Annotated in this window: 17 protein-coding genes, 1 other RNA gene and 4 pseudogenes; 9 read left to right on the top strand and 13 right to left on the bottom strand. The window is 38.0% G+C overall.

The genetic code is table 11. The features are described 5' to 3' along the window. Positions 1–50: 50 nt before the first annotated feature. The 7 genes and pseudogenes from ACWYN3_RS09480 to ACWYN3_RS09510 form a co-directional block, all read right to left on the bottom strand. Positions 51–1,516: pseudogene (locus ACWYN3_RS09480) on the bottom strand (glutamate synthase subunit beta). Positions 1,517–1,518: 2 nt separating this feature from the next. Continuing rightward, positions 1,519–2,214 carry a GltB/FmdC/FwdC-like GXGXG domain-containing protein gene (locus ACWYN3_RS09485; protein WP_456220930.1) on the bottom strand — a complete coding sequence of 232 codons (696 nt, stop codon included), beginning with the start codon at positions 2,212–2,214 and terminating at the stop codon, positions 1,519–1,521. Between the two features lie 25 nt (positions 2,215–2,239). Further along, the gene (locus ACWYN3_RS09490) at positions 2,240–2,761 is read right to left on the bottom strand and encodes a glutamate synthase-related protein (protein WP_456220931.1); all 522 of its coding nucleotides are present in this window, start codon (positions 2,759–2,761) and stop codon (positions 2,240–2,242) included. Further along, a complete protein-coding gene (locus tag ACWYN3_RS09495; protein ID WP_456220932.1) occupies positions 2,745–3,206 on the bottom strand; it encodes a glutamate synthase-related protein in 462 nt (153 codons plus the stop codon). Before ACWYN3_RS09495 ends, ACWYN3_RS09490 begins: the two co-directional genes overlap by 17 nt. Further along, a complete protein-coding gene (locus tag ACWYN3_RS09500; RefSeq protein ID WP_456220933.1) occupies positions 3,203–4,627 on the bottom strand; it encodes a glutamate synthase central domain-containing protein in 1,425 nt (474 codons plus the stop codon). The genes ACWYN3_RS09495 and ACWYN3_RS09500 overlap by 4 nt, the downstream gene beginning before the upstream one ends. A gap of 104 nt (positions 4,628–4,731) precedes the next feature. Continuing rightward, entirely contained in the window at positions 4,732–5,271 is a 540-nt protein-coding gene (locus ACWYN3_RS09505; protein ID WP_456220934.1) for a hypothetical protein, read from the bottom strand. 34 nt (positions 5,272–5,305) lie between these two features. Beyond that, positions 5,306–6,031 (bottom strand): annotated as a pseudogene (locus ACWYN3_RS09510) (glutamate synthase subunit alpha); the annotation flags it as partial. Between the two features lie 444 nt (positions 6,032–6,475). On the opposite strand from ACWYN3_RS09510, the gene ffs reads away from it, so the two are divergent. After that, positions 6,476–6,575, top strand: an RNA gene (gene ffs, locus ACWYN3_RS09515) — signal recognition particle sRNA small type. A gap of 101 nt (positions 6,576–6,676) precedes the next feature. Then, positions 6,677–7,344, top strand: a pseudogene (gene fsa, locus ACWYN3_RS09520) (fructose-6-phosphate aldolase). A 90-nt stretch (positions 7,345–7,434) separates the two neighbouring features. On the opposite strand, the gene ACWYN3_RS09525 reads toward fsa, so the two are convergent. After that, positions 7,435–8,316, bottom strand: coding sequence for an AraC family transcriptional regulator (locus ACWYN3_RS09525; RefSeq protein WP_456220935.1), 882 nt, complete (start codon positions 8,314–8,316; stop codon positions 7,435–7,437). 87 nt (positions 8,317–8,403) lie between these two features. On the opposite strand from ACWYN3_RS09525, the gene ACWYN3_RS09530 reads away from it, so the two are divergent. Beyond that, on the top strand, positions 8,404–9,285 hold the full coding sequence (locus tag ACWYN3_RS09530; RefSeq protein ID WP_456220936.1) for an oxidoreductase: 882 nt from the start codon (positions 8,404–8,406) through the stop codon (positions 9,283–9,285). Further along, a complete protein-coding gene (locus tag ACWYN3_RS09535) occupies positions 9,285–9,491 on the top strand; it encodes an oxidoreductase (protein ID WP_456222944.1) in 207 nt (68 codons plus the stop codon). The genes ACWYN3_RS09530 and ACWYN3_RS09535 overlap by 1 nt, the downstream gene beginning before the upstream one ends. Before the next feature lie 72 nt (positions 9,492–9,563). Here the strand turns inward: ACWYN3_RS09535 and ACWYN3_RS09540 are convergent, their stop codons facing one another. Together ACWYN3_RS09540 and ACWYN3_RS09545 are read right to left on the bottom strand one after the other, a co-directional pair. Next, positions 9,564–9,758: an HAD hydrolase-like protein gene (locus ACWYN3_RS09540; RefSeq protein ID WP_456220937.1), complete on the bottom strand. Its 195-nt coding sequence runs from the start codon at positions 9,756–9,758 to the stop codon at positions 9,564–9,566. Beyond that, positions 9,686–10,066 carry an HAD-IIIA family hydrolase gene (locus ACWYN3_RS09545; RefSeq protein ID WP_456220938.1) on the bottom strand — a complete coding sequence of 127 codons (381 nt, stop codon included), beginning with the start codon at positions 10,064–10,066 and terminating at the stop codon, positions 9,686–9,688. The genes ACWYN3_RS09540 and ACWYN3_RS09545 overlap by 73 nt, the downstream gene beginning before the upstream one ends. Positions 10,067–10,797: 731 nt before the next feature. Here ACWYN3_RS09545 and ACWYN3_RS09550 point away from each other — a divergent pair. Together ACWYN3_RS09550 and ACWYN3_RS09555 are read left to right on the top strand one after the other, a co-directional pair. Continuing rightward, positions 10,798–12,114 carry an MATE family efflux transporter gene (locus tag ACWYN3_RS09550; RefSeq protein ID WP_456220939.1) on the top strand — a complete coding sequence of 439 codons (1,317 nt, stop codon included), beginning with the start codon at positions 10,798–10,800 and terminating at the stop codon, positions 12,112–12,114. A 207-nt stretch (positions 12,115–12,321) separates the two neighbouring features. Beyond that, complete coding sequence (locus tag ACWYN3_RS09555; RefSeq protein ID WP_456220940.1) at positions 12,322–12,702, top strand: hypothetical protein; 381 nt, start codon at positions 12,322–12,324, stop codon at positions 12,700–12,702. Between the two features lie 173 nt (positions 12,703–12,875). On the opposite strand, the gene ACWYN3_RS09560 is transcribed toward ACWYN3_RS09555, so the two are convergent. From ACWYN3_RS09560 to ACWYN3_RS09570, 3 genes are read right to left on the bottom strand one after another with little or no spacing between them, the layout of a single operon-like run. Continuing rightward, entirely contained in the window at positions 12,876–13,259 is a 384-nt protein-coding gene (locus tag ACWYN3_RS09560) for a hypothetical protein (protein WP_456220941.1), read from the bottom strand. After that, a complete protein-coding gene (locus ACWYN3_RS09565; protein WP_456220942.1) occupies positions 13,219–13,593 on the bottom strand; it encodes a hypothetical protein in 375 nt (124 codons plus the stop codon). Before ACWYN3_RS09565 ends, ACWYN3_RS09560 begins: the two co-directional genes overlap by 41 nt. Then, positions 13,580–14,446: a hypothetical protein gene (locus ACWYN3_RS09570; RefSeq protein ID WP_456220943.1), complete on the bottom strand. Its 867-nt coding sequence runs from the start codon at positions 14,444–14,446 to the stop codon at positions 13,580–13,582. Before ACWYN3_RS09570 ends, ACWYN3_RS09565 begins: the two co-directional genes overlap by 14 nt. Positions 14,447–14,772: 326 nt before the next feature. On the opposite strand from ACWYN3_RS09570, the gene ACWYN3_RS09575 reads away from it, so the two are divergent. The 3 genes and pseudogenes from ACWYN3_RS09575 to ACWYN3_RS09585 form a co-directional block, all read left to right on the top strand. Continuing rightward, on the top strand, positions 14,773–15,075 hold the full coding sequence (locus tag ACWYN3_RS09575) for an anthrone oxygenase family protein (protein ID WP_456220944.1): 303 nt from the start codon (positions 14,773–14,775) through the stop codon (positions 15,073–15,075). A gap of 415 nt (positions 15,076–15,490) precedes the next feature. Continuing rightward, entirely contained in the window at positions 15,491–15,787 is a 297-nt protein-coding gene (locus tag ACWYN3_RS09580; protein WP_456220945.1) for a WGR domain-containing protein, read from the top strand. A 25-nt stretch (positions 15,788–15,812) separates the two neighbouring features. Further along, positions 15,813–16,271, top strand: a pseudogene (locus ACWYN3_RS09585) (DUF4240 domain-containing protein); the annotation flags it as partial. Positions 16,272–16,498 lie beyond the last annotated feature (227 nt).

Here is a 16,498-nt window from a genome sequence, read left to right on the forward strand (position 1 = left end):
AATATGCGACGGCTTCATTTATGGTTAGATAAATTGTTTGTTATTGTTCCCTATGCATATGGGATACCATCTTTAGTAGCGAGTTTACTCGATCCCATCAGATATTCATCTACTTTTCTCGCAGCTTCTCTCCCCTCAGATATCGCCCAAACGACTAAAGACTGCCCTCTTCTCATATCACCAGCTACAAAGATCTTGGCTATATTAGTTTGATACTTGCCCTCTTCGGCTTTTACATTCCCCTGCTATCCAGTTCAACTCCCAATTTCTCAATTAGACCTTCTTTCTGCGGATATAAAAATCCCATGGCTAATAAAACCAGCTGACAAGGCAGATCGCGGGTTGTACCTTCAATCTCTTTGAAATTTACTGGACGGCCGGCCGCATCAATTTCCCACTCCACATCCACCACTTTTAAAGCTTTAAGCACACCATTTTCATCTGCAATAAACTCTTTGGTATTCACACCCCAGGCTCTGTCACACCCTTCCTCATGTGAGCTTGTCACCTTAAGCAGCATTGGATAAGATGGCCAAGGCATATTTTCTGTACGCTGCTGAGCAGGCATAGGCATGATTTCAAATTGTGTAACAGATTTTGCTCCCTGGCGATTTGAAGTACCAATACAGTCCGATCCGGTATCTCCACCACCGATTACAATGACATCTTTTCCAGTAGCCAAAATCTGTTCCTGATCAATACTGAAATTACGAACCCTTTTATTCTGCTGCTTTAAGAAATCCATTGCATAATGAACCCCTTTGGCAGCCCTGCCAGTAACATTTAAATCACGTGGTATCGTAGAACCACCAGCCAAAACAATGGACTGATATTCTCTCAATAAAGTATTCAGTTCAACATTGACTCCTACATTTGAATTACACTTAAATTCTATCCCCTCTTTTTCCATCAGGCTAATCCTTCTGGTTACGACATCTTTCTGTAATTTAAAATCAGGAATACCATAATTCAATAAGCCTCCCGGCGTATCATCACGCTCATAAACAACCACCTCATGACCAGCTTTATTTAACTGAGCTGCTGCTGCCAGTCCTGCCGGGCCAGAGCCAATTACGGCTACTTTTTTACCACTGCGGATCAAAGGTGGTTCAGCTTTAATATATCCTTTAGAAAAAGCAATTTCAATAATATGCTTCTCTATATCTTCAATTGACACAGGCGATTTGTTAATACCCAATACACAGGCAGACTCACATGGAGCAGGGCAAATCCTCCCTGTAAATTCAGGAAAGTTATTGGTACTCAATAATATATTAGCAGCTATCTCCCATTCTGCTTTATATACAGCTTCATTGAATTCAGGGATTACATTTCCCAGCGGACAGCCCGACTGGCAAAATGGAACGCCGCAATCCATACAGCGTGCAGCCTCTTGTTTGACCTGATCCTGCTCAAATGCGACAACAAATTCATTATAATGTTCTAAACGCGTTTTCGCATCTTGTTTTACAGGAGCAGTTCTTTCATACTCTAAAAATCCGGTTACTTTTCCCATAATTATGATGTCTTAACTTTATTACTTCTTTTTAATAAAACCGCTTTGTATTCTTTAGGGAATACTTTAATAAAATGAGCAGACTGTGTTGCCCAATCACTTAATATAAACTCAGCTAATTTACTTCCTGTCAATTGAATATGTTTTTTCAATAAGTTATTAATCCGCAACTCATCATCCTCATTCAAAGGATCAAGATCGACCATTTCCTTATTACATTTATTAGGGAAATCACCGTTTACGTCGTAAATCCAGGCTACCCCTCCGCTCATACCAGCAGCAAAGTTGCTGCCCGTATTTCCCAGAACAAGCACCTCTCCGCCAGTCATATATTCACAACCATGATCACCCAAACCTTCCACTACAGCTGTAGCACCAGAATTTCTTACTGCAAAACGCTCACCAGCCAAACCCCTTGCGAATAACTCGCCCGAAGTAGCGCCATACAAAGCCACATTACCAATAATGATATTCTGTTCCGGTACATAAGTTACTTCACGGAAAGGATAGACAGACAAACGCGCTCCTGAAAGCCCTTTACCAACATAATCATTACCTTCTCCTTCTAATTCAAGCGAAATCCCTCTTGCTGCAAAAGCACCAAAACTCTGTCCCGCTGAACCATGGAATTTAAAATTGATCGTATCAGGAGGTAGTCCCGTTCCCTTATAAATTTTAGACACTTCGTTTGATAGCATTGTACCAATCGCACGGTCCGTATTTTTAACTTTCAAACTCTTTAAAAACTGGCTCTTTATTTAATAAAGCAGGCTGAGAAGCAGCAATCAATTGATGATCAAGTACCTCACTGATACCATGATCCTGTTGCTCTGTATTATATAAACTCAATCCATTATCCGGTGCTTTATATAAAATAGCAGAAAGGTCAAGGTTCTTCAATTTCCAGTCCGCCTCATCAATCGCACGTAAACTCAATGCATCTGCCTGACCAACCATTTCTTCAACCGTTCTGAAACCTAATTCAGCCATCGTTTCACGAAGCTCTTCTGCAAGGAAATGGAAAAGGTTAACCACATGATCCGGATCACCGGTAAACAGCTTTCTCAAATCCGGATCTTGCGTAGCTACCCCTACCGGACAAGTATTCAAATGACACTTTCTCATCATAATACAACCCGAAGTAACTAATGCAGCAGTTGCCACACCCCATTCTTCAGCACCTAATAAAGCTGCAATAGCAATATCCCTTCCCGTTTTCAACTGACCATCAGTTTTGTAAAACAACCCTGCTTCGCAGACGGTTTTTAACCAAAGTCTGATGCGCTTCAGCTAACCCAAGTTCCCATGGCAAACCAGCATGCTGAATAGAAGTCAATGGTGAAGCACCTGTACCTCCATCAAAACCAGATACTAAGATTACATCAGCATGTGCTTTCGCCACACCAGCTGCAATTGTACCTACGCCAGCTTTAGAAACCAGTTTCACATTGATTCTGGCAGCTCTGTTTGCATTCTTCAGATCAAAAATCAGCTGTGCTAAATCTTCAATAGAATAAATATCATGATGCGGAGGCGGAGAAATCAAGCCTACACCAGGTGTGGCGTGACGTACTTTTGCAATCCAGTCATCAACTTTATGTCCGGGTAACTGTCCACCTTCACCAGGTTTTGCTCCCTGAGCCATTTTTATCTGTAACTCATCTGCATTAGTCAGGTAATTACTTGTCACCCCAAAACGTGCAGAAGCAATCTGCTTAATAGACGAGCCATAGAATCGCCATTAGGCAGGAGTTCATATCTCAACTCATCCTCACCACCTTCACCAGTATTACTTTTTCCGCCTATACGGTTCATTGCAATTGCTAAGGTTGAATGCGCTTCATGCGAAATAGACCCGAAAGACATCGCCCCGGTAGCAAAACGTTTTAAGATAGCCTCAACAGGTTCAACCTCAGTTAATGAAACGGGTGCACGGTTATAGTTGAATTCAAATAAACCGCGTATCGTATATGCCTGTTTAGTCTGCTCATTAACCAGTTTACTATATTGTTTGTAAACGTTATAATCATTTTTACGTGTTGCATTCTGTAATAAATGGATCGTTTGAGGATTAAACAAATGCTGCTCTCCTTTTCTTCTCCATTTATAATTACCACCGGTAGGCAGTAACATATCAGGACGTGTAGATTTACCAAATACACGACTATGTTTAATTAAAGCTTCTCTGGCAATTTCATCCAGACCTAAACCGCCAATTCTTGAAACTGCACCGCTGAAATAACTATCCACTACACTTTTATGGATACCTAATATTTCAAATATCTGTGCGCCATGATAAGATTGTAAAGTTGAAATACCCATTTTAGAGAATATTTTCAATAAACCGCTATTCACAGCATATATATAGTTCTGAATAAGTTTTTCTGCTTTCAAACCACTTTCTGCCTCAAAACCTGAAATAGTCTCCAATGCCAGGTAAGGATTTACAGCAGTTGCACCAAAGCCAATTAAACAAGCGAAATGATGAACTTCCCATACATCTCCAGCTTCAACTACAATCCCTACAGCACCACGATGACCTTTACGGATCAAATGGTGATGCACAGCAGATACCGCCATTAAAGAAGGAATTGCAGCATGTTCAGAATCTAATGCACGGTCAGATAAAACGATCACCTGGAAACCATCCTCTACCGCATCAACCGCATAACGGCATAAACGCTCTAAACCTTTAGCAAGCGAACCCGGTTTACCATCTGCTCTGAAATAAGTCTGCAGAGTTTTAGACTGGAAAACCCCGGTATCAATACTTCTTACTTTCTCTAATTCAGGATTTGTTAATATCGGATGTTTAATACCAACACAATGGCACTGCATGGCATGTTCTTCTAAAAGATTTCCATTATTACCCATAAATCCGGCAAGACTCATTACTACCTTTTCCCTGATCGGATCAATTGGCGGATTAGTCACCTGCGCAAACAACTGTTTAAAATAAGAAGAAAGATGCTGCGGTTTCTGAGATAAAACTGCTAATGGAATATCAGTACCCATTGACCCTATCGGCTCTTTTGCCTCTATAGCCATTGGTTTTAAGATCAAATCAATATCTTCTCTGCTATAGCCAAATACCTGCTGATATTTAAACATAGACTCTTGCGAAAGTCCAGTAAATACAACTCTTGGATCAGATAACTCTTCCAGACGGATCTGGTATTGATTTAACCAATCTGCATATGGACGACGGCTGCAAACTACCGTTTTGATTCCTCATCATCGCTGATAATTCTACCCTGTTCCATATCCACCACGAACATTTTCCCTGGTGTTAATCTTCCTTTTTCAATGATCTGGCTTTGATCTAAAGCTAATACACCTGATTCGGAAGCCATAATTACACGGTCATCTTTAGTGATCGCATATCTTGATGGTCTTAATCCGTTTCTGTCTAAAGTTGCACCAATCAGATTACCATCTGTAAATGCGATAGCCGCAGGCCCATCCCAGGGCTCCATTAAAGTCGCATGGAATTTATAGAAAGCCTGTTTAAGCTCGTCCATATCGTCATTTCCATCCCAGGCCTCTGGTATCAGCATCATTAATACATGTGGCAAAGAACGGCCCGCATGCAGTAATAACTCTATAATATTATCCAGACAACCAGAATCAGACTGTGTTTCGTCGATTACTGGCAACAGAATATTTAATTCTTCGGCAGTAAAGTAGCTCGATGCAAAAGATTTTACACTTGCACGGAACCAGTTTAAAACCTTGTAAGGTGTTAATCTCGCCATTGTGGGCGATATAACGGAAAGGTTGTGCTAATCTCCAGGAAGGAAATGTATTGGTTGCAAACCTGGAATGGATTAATCCAAAAGCCGAGACAACTCTTTTATCGCTGAGTTCTGTGAAATAAGTACGGAGCTGCATGGAGGTCAGCTGACCTTTATATACTATAGTACGAGAAGAAAAAGAAGCGATATAAAAATCAGCTTTAATTCCATTAACTGTATTCAGAATAGTTTTAGTAAGGTAATTTTTGAATACATATAGTTTACGTTCGAAGTCAGCACCGGCAGCGATCTGGTCAGGTCTCGCTACAAATACTTGCTCCATTTCTGGCTCTACTGATAGCGCCATATCTCCAATACCTTCAGTATTGGTATTTACTTTTCTAAACCCTAATATTTCAAGGTCCAGTTTTTCAGCAGCACGATAAATTACTTCCCGGCATTCTTCGCGCGCTCTCACATCTTTTGGCAGGAATAACATTCCTACACCATAGTCGCCAGACTGATTTAAGCTGAATCCGATTTTGAGGCACTCGTCATATAAAAATTCATGTGGAACCTGTATCATAATCCCGGCACCATCACCAGTGTTAATCTCGGCGCCGCAAGCTCCCCGATGGTCAAGATTCTCTAATATCGTAATAGCATCAGAAATTATTTGCTGTGACTTACGTCCTTTTACGTGGGCAACAAAACCAATACCGCAAGCATCGTGCTCAAAGCTTGAATTGTATAAGCCCTGATTTTCTTCTATTTGTTCCATATCTTAATGTATTCGAAACACTAAGATAATAATTTCCCCGTTTATTTGCCATATTGACATTTTTTTTTTTGCGAAAAATAAATAACAGTGTAATTTGAGACCCTTTACATTATGAATTTAACAAAAAATACAACTTATTTTTGCCAATTACACAATCACATTATTTAGAATAATTTTGCATTAGCGCATTAATTGTTCTCCTGAATAAGAAGATTTGAACTAAAAAACCTCTTATTTCTTCCGTTTTTAAGCTTGCAAAAGAATGAAAAAAAACGGCTTTTGAGCTCAAATTCGAAGGTTATTTCACTAAATATCGAATTAAAATGAATTTTTATTCAACTACAATCCGCTAAAATTCAATCTATTATAAAATTTTCAATAAAAAACCTCAATTATTTCTTGATTTCGTTTTTGTAGACTGAACTCTTTTGCTACATTTGCAGTGGGCAAGTCCTTTACGATCAGCTCCCTTTGAACTCCCCCAGGGCGGGAACGAAGCAAGGGTAGAAGGTTGTAGCGGTGCGATAAAGGTTGCTTGCCCATTTTTTATTTTTTACAGATTGACTATGCTTTCATTGCACAATCTTCCGTCCAAAGCATACGCTAAATTTATCCATAGTTTATTTTTCCTAAAATCATATAATCATGAAATTTTTCATTGACACAGCTAATCTTGAGCAAATCAAAGAAGCACAAGATCTTGGTGTATTAGATGGTGTAACAACAACCAATCCGAGCCTTATGGCTAAAGAAGGTATTTCAGGCGAACAAAAAGTTATCGATCATTACAAAGCAATTTGTGCTATCGTTGACGGAGATGTAAGTGCTGAAGTTATCTCTACAGATTTTGAAAATATTATTAAAGAAGGTGAAGCATTAGCCAAACTTGATCCAAAGATCGTAGTTAAAGTTCCAATGATTAAAGACGGTGTTAAAGCCATCAAATATTTCTCTTCAAAAGGAATCAGAACGAACTGTACATTGATCTTTTCATCAGGGCAAGCTTTATTAGCTGCTAAAGCAGGTGCTACTTACGTATCTCCTTTCCTTGGTCGTTTAGACGATATAGGTACTGACGGTTTACAATTAATCGAAGATATTCGTTTAATATTTGATAACTACGGTTATGAAACTGAAATTCTTGCAGCTTCTATCCGTGGACCATTACACATCATCAACTGTGCTAAATTAGGTGCTGATGTGATGACCGGCCCATTATCGCTATTTTAGGTTTATTAAAACACCCATTAACAGATAGTGGATTAGCTACATTCCTTGCTGATCATAAAAAAGCAGCTGAAGCAAAAGCTTAAGTTTAGCTTTTCAAAAATATAAAAGGTTAGAAAGCAGAAATGCCGGTTCAAGATAATTGAACCGGCATTTCTGCTTATAGCATTATTCCTTTAATATCCTGGCTTCACTTTTTTCCTAAACTCAGCAGGACCTACCCCATTATACTTTTTAAACTGCCTGCTCAAATGGCTCTCATCAGTAAAGCCCAACTCATTAGCGATCTGGCTAATGGTAAATGTACTGAAAGTAAGACGCTGCTGTACCAGGCGAATCTTGTAATTCGTAATATAATTCCGAAGACTTTCTCCTGTAAATTTTCTGAAATACTCACTCACATAATTTGCAGAAAGATTAAAATGGGCAGCAAGATATTCAACCCTTAATTTTTCAGGAGCACTAATATGCTGACCAATATGCAGCAGCATCCTGTTGATTAATGGCTCTGATTCTAAACCTGTAGTCGTCATTGCAAAATTGTCTGCCGGATTATTATCCGACACATTACGTGCAATAATATTCAAAATAAGCGTCACAAAATGCTGAAGATTCTCTTCATAATAAGGTTGCTTAAATTCATATTCTGTTATCATATTATCCATAAGCGAAGTGATCAACTTGCAATCCCCGGATTGTTTAATCAATACTTCCTGAAATCTGTTATGATGCGAAAAGATATGCTCAAGCTGCTTAAGCCAACGGGTGATCCTATCCTTATCCTGTACAGTTTTAAACTGCCCGAGAAAAACTTCAGAAAAACGGATAGAACAAAATCGAGTGGTAGTTTTGATGTCAAATCCCCTGCAATCCAGTGGTGTGAAGAGAAATATGCTTCCTTTTTTGTAAGCAAAATCATTGCTGTTTGTAGTCCGCATGCCAGTTCCCTCTAAGATTTGCACAATCTCAAAGAAATGATAAACGAGCGGACGCTCATCCCAGCATTCCATATCTGAAACATATAGTTCAAAAGGCTGATATAATTGCTTGTGGTTCATGACCAGTAAAATTACAAAAGAAACCTTGCTTTGTTACTGTTCTGCGCTGACTACTGTCTGTAATTTTGACTGTAGAAAAAACAATTTATGATGAGTTTAAAAGAAAAATTACTAGCACCATTAGTCAGCTCTGCAATTACACTAAAAAATAGGGTTGTGATGGCGCCCATGAGCAGAAGAAGATCTGAAAATGGCATTCCAGGTCACTCTGCGCCTATATATTACGCACAAAGGGCTGGTGCCGGTTTGATTATAGCTGAAAATAGTGCAGTCGCGTCCAATGGCATCGGATATTTGAATGCCCCCGGTATTTATAATATCAAACAGAAAGCTGCCTGGAAAAAGGTAGTTGACGAAGTACATGCAAAGGATGGAAAAATCTTTATTCAACTGGTTCATTCAGGTCGTATCGGACATCCACTGAACCATGAGGGACGGGCTATGCTTGTAGCCCCATCTACGCTGAGAGCAAACGAAACTATACGTATACCTCTAAATCCAGGTGTACCTATGCCAGCACCCCTGGAACTAACCACGGCAGGCGCACAAAACCTTATTGATGCGCATATACAAGCAGCTATCAGTGCAATTGAAATCGGTTTTGATGGTGTAGAAATACATGGAGCTCACGGGTTTTTACCCGAACAATTCCTTCATCCTCATACAAACCACAGAACAGATCGTTATGGAGGCAGCATTGCTAATCGCAGCCGCTTTCTGCTGGAAATAATGGAAGGGGTTACATCAGCTATAGGCAAGGAACGTGCAGGAATAAGGCTTTCACCTTTTGCTACCCTGAATGATCTTCCAGCATATGCTGAAGAAACTGCCACTCACCAGTATATAACCGATGCATTACAGCAAATGGGCATACTGTACATCCATCTTTCCGATCAGTCTGCGGGAGGAAACCCACCCATACCAATCGAATATATCAGGACGTACGTAAACGCTTCCATAACCTGTTAATATTAGCCGGGGGATTTACTGCCGAATCTGGCGAAGCCATATTGCAGACCGGAATGGCCGATCTTATTGCTTTTGGCAGACCTTTTATTGCGAATCCGGATTTGGTGGAAAGATTCCGGTATAATACACCATTAGCCATTGGAGATGAGCGTACCTATTATACAGGGGGTGACTGCGGTTATATTGATTACCCGGCTATCCATTAAAAACAACGAGCTATTTAAACAAAAAACAGTGTGAAAATCTACTTTACACACTGTTTTTTCATTATTTGATGACTAGTTTCCTTCCAGAACTGCCTTTACTTTATCATAATCTATTTGTTCATCAGGTGCAATTAAAATACCCTTTACCCCTGCTCCGTTAGCGGCTTCTACATCTCTTGGTTTATCACCTATCATTACTGATAAAGATGGATCGATATCGTATTCAGCAATTGCTTCAAGCAACATACCAGATTTAGGTTGCGGCATTCACATTCACATTCACCATTTACAGTCGGATGATGCGGACAATAATAAGCATGAATAATTTCAGCACCCTGCTCTTCAAATTTATTGAACAGGATCTCGTGCATATCCGCCAGTGTATCTTCAGTGTAACGATTCAATGCAATTCCACCCTGATTGGTAATAATTACCAAAAGATATCCTTCATCAAATAATCTTTTTAAAGGAGGAATCTGATATTCCAGTACTTCAAAATCTTCTACTCTGCAGATGTAATCATTCATCTCATGGTTAAGGACTCCATCACGGTCTAAAAAAATAGCTTTATTCATTATTTTTGATTTGCTGCCAAAGATCAAAATATAAATGAAAAACCAATGATGATTTTAACCTATTTTCAAATTATAGTGTATTTACAACAGGTATTTCTCCATATTTTTTAAGATAGCGGAACCCGGTTCTTGCAGAATCACAAAGATCATCCACTTTAGTATCTGGATTCTCGGTTACTAATTTCTCGCAGAAATGCGATGTATTTATTAATCACAGTACGCGATTCACTGTCTAGTACAGCGTTGTTGGCTACTAACCCGCTGCTAAATACCAAGTCGTATTTTTCTCTGTTAAATATATCCATACTCAAATGTAATTAACGAATTACGAGAAAACAAATTAAATTTATGTTATTTTTGTTCATCTTAAAGTTAACAATTGTAAACACAATGCTATTCAAAGGCCTGTTGCTCATTGAAATACCAATCTTGCCGAGATTATGTCTTTGATAAAGAACAAATCATTGAATAACGCTGTAATTTATTTTTAGAAGTAATTAAACCTTTTGAAAATACTACAGTCATATATGTAGATATGAGATCATCCGAAGATCTTTTTATCGCTAACCAGAATGCAACAACACACCCAATAGTAAAAGTCCGGCAGAATATCTGCCGGGCTTTTCGTTTTTAACCAATCCTCCGTTCAGCATCCATTTTTGCCGGTTCAGTCAATTCTTCAAAATCTTATAATCTTATTGAAGACATTCGCCAGAATCAATACAATACAAATGGAAACCCAGAAAACAATAAAACTGGCCATACCACTTATTATCGGTGAACTTTCACAAATAGTATTACACATTATAGATATGGCCATGGTTGGGGAGCTTAGTTACAAGCACCTTGCAGCCGCATCTTTAGTCATGAACGTTATTAACATCCCATTCATTATAGGTATTGGCATAGCGATGTCAATTGCGCAGACCGTATCCAATGCGAATGGAAGTCACGATGGTGCGAAAATATCCCATTATTTATTCAATGGTTTTATGCTATGCCTGTTCACAAGCATAGTTATATGTGCCGGATTAGAATTGAGCAGTGGTATTTTGCCGCACCTGGGTCAGGATAAAGATGTTGTTACTTTAGCAATCCCATTTATGCGTGTAATGTGCTATTCCACTATTCCAATGTTGCTGTTTATTGGTCTTCAACAATTTACTGACGGATTAGAAAAAACACGTACTGCTGCTATGATCATATCATTGATGGCTTTGCCCTTAAATGTATTTTTCAATTGGCTCTTAATACTTGGAAACCTGGGTTTCCCCCGTCTGGAATTAATGGGAGCTGCATGGGGTACTTTTATGACACGCATTATTGTTTTTCTGGCAATGGGCTTAGTCATCTGTTACAATCCTTTCTATAGACGCTATATAGCCATTAGAAAGAAACAATGGGTGGTTAAATGGAGCACCATCAAAGAGCTGCTGACCATAGGTATCCCCTGTGGTCTTCAGATAGGAATGGAATTCGGTGCTTTCGCTGTTTCTGCAATTTTGATTGGAACTATGGGCGCAATGCAACTGGCAGCACATCAAATAGCCATAAGCTGTGTTTCTTTTACATTTATATTTTTCACAGGATTGGCAGAAGCCGGATCTATCAGGATCAGCAATGCCTATGGAGGGCTAAACTGGAAAAAGGGTTTTACCATTGGAAAAGGGACATTATTGACTGCATTAGCGTTCGGGACCTTCTGTGCGGCGGTTCTTTTGCTAGTCAGACAATTTATTCCCTTGTTATTTACGGAGGATAAACAGGTCCTGTCACTAGCAGGCTTGTTAATTTTATATGCGGCAATATTTCAAATTCCAGATGCCATACAAACCATAACAGCAGGCTTATTAAGAGGGATAAAGGATGTCAATATCCCTACCGGCTTAATTGCAATAGCTTATTGGGTTATTGGTTTGCCAGTTGGCTACTTTCTTGGTTTTAAACTGGGTCTCGGCCCTACCGGGATTTGGATCGGATTTTTGATTGGTCTGAGTATTTCATCTGTTCTTTTGCTATTGCGGTTAAAAAAGAAGTTGATCAGTTAATCAATATTGTTTTTCCGCTTAAACCTTGAATGTCAGCCATAAATCAGCATATGAAAGATTAGTTTGAATCAACAAACCGTAACTGAAATTATGGATATATTAGAGCTATGAAACCGACATGATTAAAATGATTATTAAGCACGCAGGGCAATAATTATTTTAATCATCAAAGGCTCCATCTTACAAAAACATAAAATAGATAAATAGATGAAACAGCTAAGTATTAAACATATCACGAATTTACATAGCGACTCCTTAAGGGGCCTTGACTTTTACGCTCAGGAGCTTGTAATTCTACAGGAACGTTTGGAAGAAATCCTTGCCGACAACACCAATAAAGAAGTGGCTGAGCAGGTTGAACATTTTCAGGATGAATTTATCATACACAAAAATGCTATTGATGAGTTGAAGAGCAGTATTCACGAGAATAACAACAATATCAAAGATCAGATAAGCGAATTTGATGGTTCAGTAGAGAAAATCACTATATCTGATAATCACAACTTACATGAAGACTATCTCACAGAAGAAAGACTGTTCAATGAGCTGAGACATGAATTTTATCGTTTCGCCTCTAAATGGATGTAAACTAGTATAGATAAATAACGCTAAATTACAGCGTTATTTATCTATTTCCTCCCGAACTAATCCTCATCCATGTTAAGGCACCTTGGCACTAAAAGAACTTACGCCAGATTGTTTCCTGGATGGGTAAAAACCAACGATTTTCTTATCTGATAACATTGGCCAACCACATAAGGTTACTGAAAATAGGTATAGCTGAAACGGGTAATTTCTGGCTTCGCTTCCGGAATCCCTTTCATTTCTCTGCCTATCCATCTTGTAGTCATACTTACAGGAAGACCATTTTTCATTTTAAAAACGCGATTCGTAGTAAAACCATTTTCAGTTATATTCATAACCAGGTTTCCGGCTTTATCATAAAAGGATCCGGCTCTCTCCACATTCCCTGTATCAACTTTGCCTTTATTCCTATTCATTTCGGTTTGTGTACTGCTGTAAATGATGGTTTCATACGGATATGATTTTTTATCCAGGAACATATTTCCAACAAGGGCATATTGCCAGGTCCTGGTCTCAGCTTTAACTACTGCCGTGTCTCCGGAATAATAAAAATCGAGCATCCTGCCATGCCATGTTATTATTAGTAAAACCAGCCGGCATATCATTCTTATATTTCACTGATAAGTTATCTCCTTTAGTCCCCAGACCAGTCCATTGTCCCTTATGATTAAACTCTAAAACAAAGTCATTGTCAGGATCTTTAACATTACTTGCCAGGATTTTTTTCACTTTATTGAGCTTAAAGAATTGAATTGGAAATACAAAACGTTCTTTAGTGGCAATGTCAAAAGCAAGATACATCGCTGCACTTCCCTTTGACTTAGTATTCTTTACCTGTGCAATAACGCCACAGTTTATAAATAACATGAATGCTATTCCTTTAAAAATATTCATAACTAATTTTAACGATTTCAGTACCTGAATTAGATTTTCTTACGGATACTCCATCCTCAGACAAAAACTGCCTGGTATTAGAGATATTTACTGGTCTGCCGTCTTTCATTTTATAAACCAATTGAACTTTGTCTTCTTGATTAAGAGTTTTATCCAGAATCAGATCTCCCCTGCTGTCATTGTAATACACATCCTTAATTTTATAGGTATTTTGAGTATCAATAATACTATATTCCCTGGTAAATGGTAAAGTCCAGTGTGAAGAGCTTGCAGTGTAACGCGGTTCATTATTCTGATCAGAAACAAGCTTTATACTATCACCGGATAGTTTAACTAATCTTGCACTGTTTAAAATCTGATTTTCAATTTTCTGGTTATTTTCTGAAAGCGCAGAAGTTTTTGTGTTCAGCAAAAAATCCCCTGTTAAAGTATATACTGCTAATATCTTATTGTCGGTTAAAATGACCGTATCCCCGGAATAATGAAATTCAAGAGACTGCGATTTATTGACGAATTTAAAAGGCACGTTGTTTTTGTATGTTATGATTAAAGAGTCTCTCCTGCCAGCAACATTAGCTAATTGTCCTTTACTATTAAACTCAATAACAAAGTCTTTAAACAATTCATTTTCGTTACTTGTTATTTTCATCTTTTTCACCCCTTTAAGATCAAATAATTGCAGTGGGAAATAACCGGCAGCATCAGGATTCATTAACTCAAACCCCAGGTACACCGCTTGTTTTGCAGCATTCTCTGAAGGTTTATTTTGAATAGAAATCTGCTGCAGATCTGTTTTTTGCGCATAGGTATTGTAAGTAATAAAAACGGCAATTATCAATAGTGCTTTCTTCATTTTATAAATCCGGATCAGTTCAACAAAGGGCAAACATAGGTAAATAGAAAGTGTTCGTTTGTCGGTTTTGTACAATACTCACAATAAAATTTCTTTTAACTTTATATAACCAAATTAAAACCAGGACATTATGTCTATTAACGCTTTAACTCAAATTGTGGCTATTCTGCTTACAGGATTAGTTGCTGGATTATTTTACGGTTATGATTGCTCAGTAATCAGAGGTTTGGGAGCTTTGCCCGACAAAAGCTTTCTCAGTGCATTTCAATCCATCAACCGGGAAATTCTAAATCCTTATTTCTTTATAAGTTTTATGGGGGAGTCTGTTGCTGTTACCCCTTGCAACATGGTTGAATTACAATTCAGGTTTATCAAACTCTTTCTATTTCTTACTTGCTGCAACACTGATCTATGCAATTGCAGTTTTTGGAGTTACTGTTTTTGGCAACGTACCGTTGAATAATATTTTAAATCAATTTGATATAGAGAAAGCGTCACCAGCGGAATTGTTGTCATTGAGACAGAAATTTGAAGTGAAGTGGAATACGCTGCATCATATTCGTACTTATGCTGCTATACTGGCTTTTCTTTCAGCATTACTTTCATTAGTAGGAATCCCCTCCAGATAGGTTTACCGTCACCCATACTGTCAACTGATTTTTTTGTAGATTCACAGAAATTTCCATTTATACCCAGTATCGTTCAAAATGTGCAAGAAGATATATTTCATCAGCGGTTATGGAGAAATACAGAAAGACTATTGAACCTGACTCATATTCACGGCACAGCAGATAATATACTGCCAATTAAATATACCATTAAGCCTGCCTGATATATATAATCAATGGAGGCGGACACTTTATGGTGTATGCCAATGCTGAAAAGATTATAAAAATTATTCTTTCCATAATATAATATTGCATTTTCTTTCCAGCAAAGGCATGAATAGAAATATGTTAATTTTTATATATTAGCAATATCATAAAAGGCAAATATAATTATAGAAAAAATATTTTTTTTGACGAAGAACCTATTTAATAAGTTATGACCAGAAGATTTATAAATCAAGACAATGCCTCCAATAAATTTTGGAATATAACCGCAGAAAATAAAACTCAAACTATAACCTTTGGAAAGGTGGGAACCAAAGGCCGTGAACTCATTAAAGAGTTTGACTCAGAAACTGAATGTAAAACTGAAACACAAAAGCTAATTGGGCAAAAAACTAAATCAGGTTATGTTGAATTGAGTGAAGACGATGATATTCCAGATAAAACAGAACTTTCAGAAGACGAAATTTCTGAGCTATTCTTTTGGGAGTCAATAAAAAAAGTCAAATAAGTATAGAACTACAAACTGGCAGGAATATGATACTGATGAACATATAGAAAATCTAACAGAATTACTCTCAAAGAGCGGAAAGCAAAGACTTATTTTATTTGAAAAATGCTTACAGGAAAAGTTGCACGAACTCTATACCGCAGAAATTGCTGAGCTCGGTGTTATTCTAGAGAATGATTTTAAAAACGAAAATGGTGTTATTTCCTTTGACAGTTCCATCTCTGGTGATGGATTTATTTATTTCAGATGCTGGTTGCTATTAAAAGGGAAAGAATTTTTCGAAGGATTAAAAACAGACATCAATACATTCTTATCAACTGATATTGATTTTTATATTGGTGATTGCTGGGCAGAAGGCTTACTTTATGCAGCAGATGAAGCCTATAGTATAAATCATGAAAATGATGATGCTGATATCATCCGTGACGCTGTTTCTGAATTATTCCCAAATGTGATACACTACGACGATGCAGAAGAAAAATGAACCGGGGACATTGAACAAGGAGCCGGATTTCAAAAACGTTATCCCAAACTGGTCGAAGAAATAGTCGCTATCCGGTCAAAAGCCTGATTTTCTTTATTAAACTGACATAATATGCCGAAACCCATTTTTCTTACAATTTTATCCTTCATATTTCTCAGTGCGTGTAATCCTAAACCATCAGAGAAAATTATTACTATACACCCAATTCTGTCTCCGGGAGATACCGA

Source organism: Pedobacter sp. NJ-S-72, from assembly GCF_053890575.1.

What these genes read in the sequence shown, in the direction of transcription:
- ACWYN3_RS09500 (WP_456220933.1), bottom strand. Translation starts at nt 4,627, where the DNA reads ATGTTTAAATATCAGCAGGTATTTGGCTATAGCAGAGAAGATATTGAT.
- ACWYN3_RS09580 (WP_456220945.1), top strand. Translation starts at nt 15,491, where the DNA reads ATGACCAGAAGATTTATAAATCAAGACAATGCCTCCAATAAATTTTGG.
- ACWYN3_RS09525 (WP_456220935.1), bottom strand. Translation starts at nt 8,316, where the DNA reads ATGAACCACAAGCAATTATATCAGCCTTTTGAACTATATGTTTCAGAT.
- ACWYN3_RS09560 (WP_456220941.1), bottom strand. Translation starts at nt 13,259, where the DNA reads ATGCTCGATTTTTATTATTCCGGAGACACGGCAGTAGTTAAAGCTGAG.
- ACWYN3_RS09570 (WP_456220943.1), bottom strand. Translation starts at nt 14,446, where the DNA reads ATGAAGAAAGCACTATTGATAATTGCCGTTTTTATTACTTACAATACC.
- ACWYN3_RS09530 (WP_456220936.1), top strand. Translation starts at nt 8,404, where the DNA reads ATGATGAGTTTAAAAGAAAAATTACTAGCACCATTAGTCAGCTCTGCA.
- ACWYN3_RS09550 (WP_456220939.1), top strand. Translation starts at nt 10,798, where the DNA reads ATGGAAACCCAGAAAACAATAAAACTGGCCATACCACTTATTATCGGT.
- ACWYN3_RS09565 (WP_456220942.1), bottom strand. Translation starts at nt 13,593, where the DNA reads ATGAATATTTTTAAAGGAATAGCATTCATGTTATTTATAAACTGTGGC.
- ACWYN3_RS09555 (WP_456220940.1), top strand. Translation starts at nt 12,322, where the DNA reads ATGAAACAGCTAAGTATTAAACATATCACGAATTTACATAGCGACTCC.
- ACWYN3_RS09505 (WP_456220934.1), bottom strand. Translation starts at nt 5,271, where the DNA reads ATGGCGAGATTAACACCTTACAAGGTTTTAAACTGGTTCCGTGCAAGT.
- ACWYN3_RS09540 (WP_456220937.1), bottom strand. Translation starts at nt 9,758, where the DNA reads ATGCCGCAACCTAAATCTGGTATGTTGCTTGAAGCAATTGCTGAATAC.
- ACWYN3_RS09485 (WP_456220930.1), bottom strand. Translation starts at nt 2,214, where the DNA reads ATGCTATCAAACGAAGTGTCTAAAATTTATAAGGGAACGGGACTACCT.
- ACWYN3_RS09545 (WP_456220938.1), bottom strand. Translation starts at nt 10,066, where the DNA reads ATGAATAAAGCTATTTTTTTAGACCGTGATGGAGTCCTTAACCATGAG.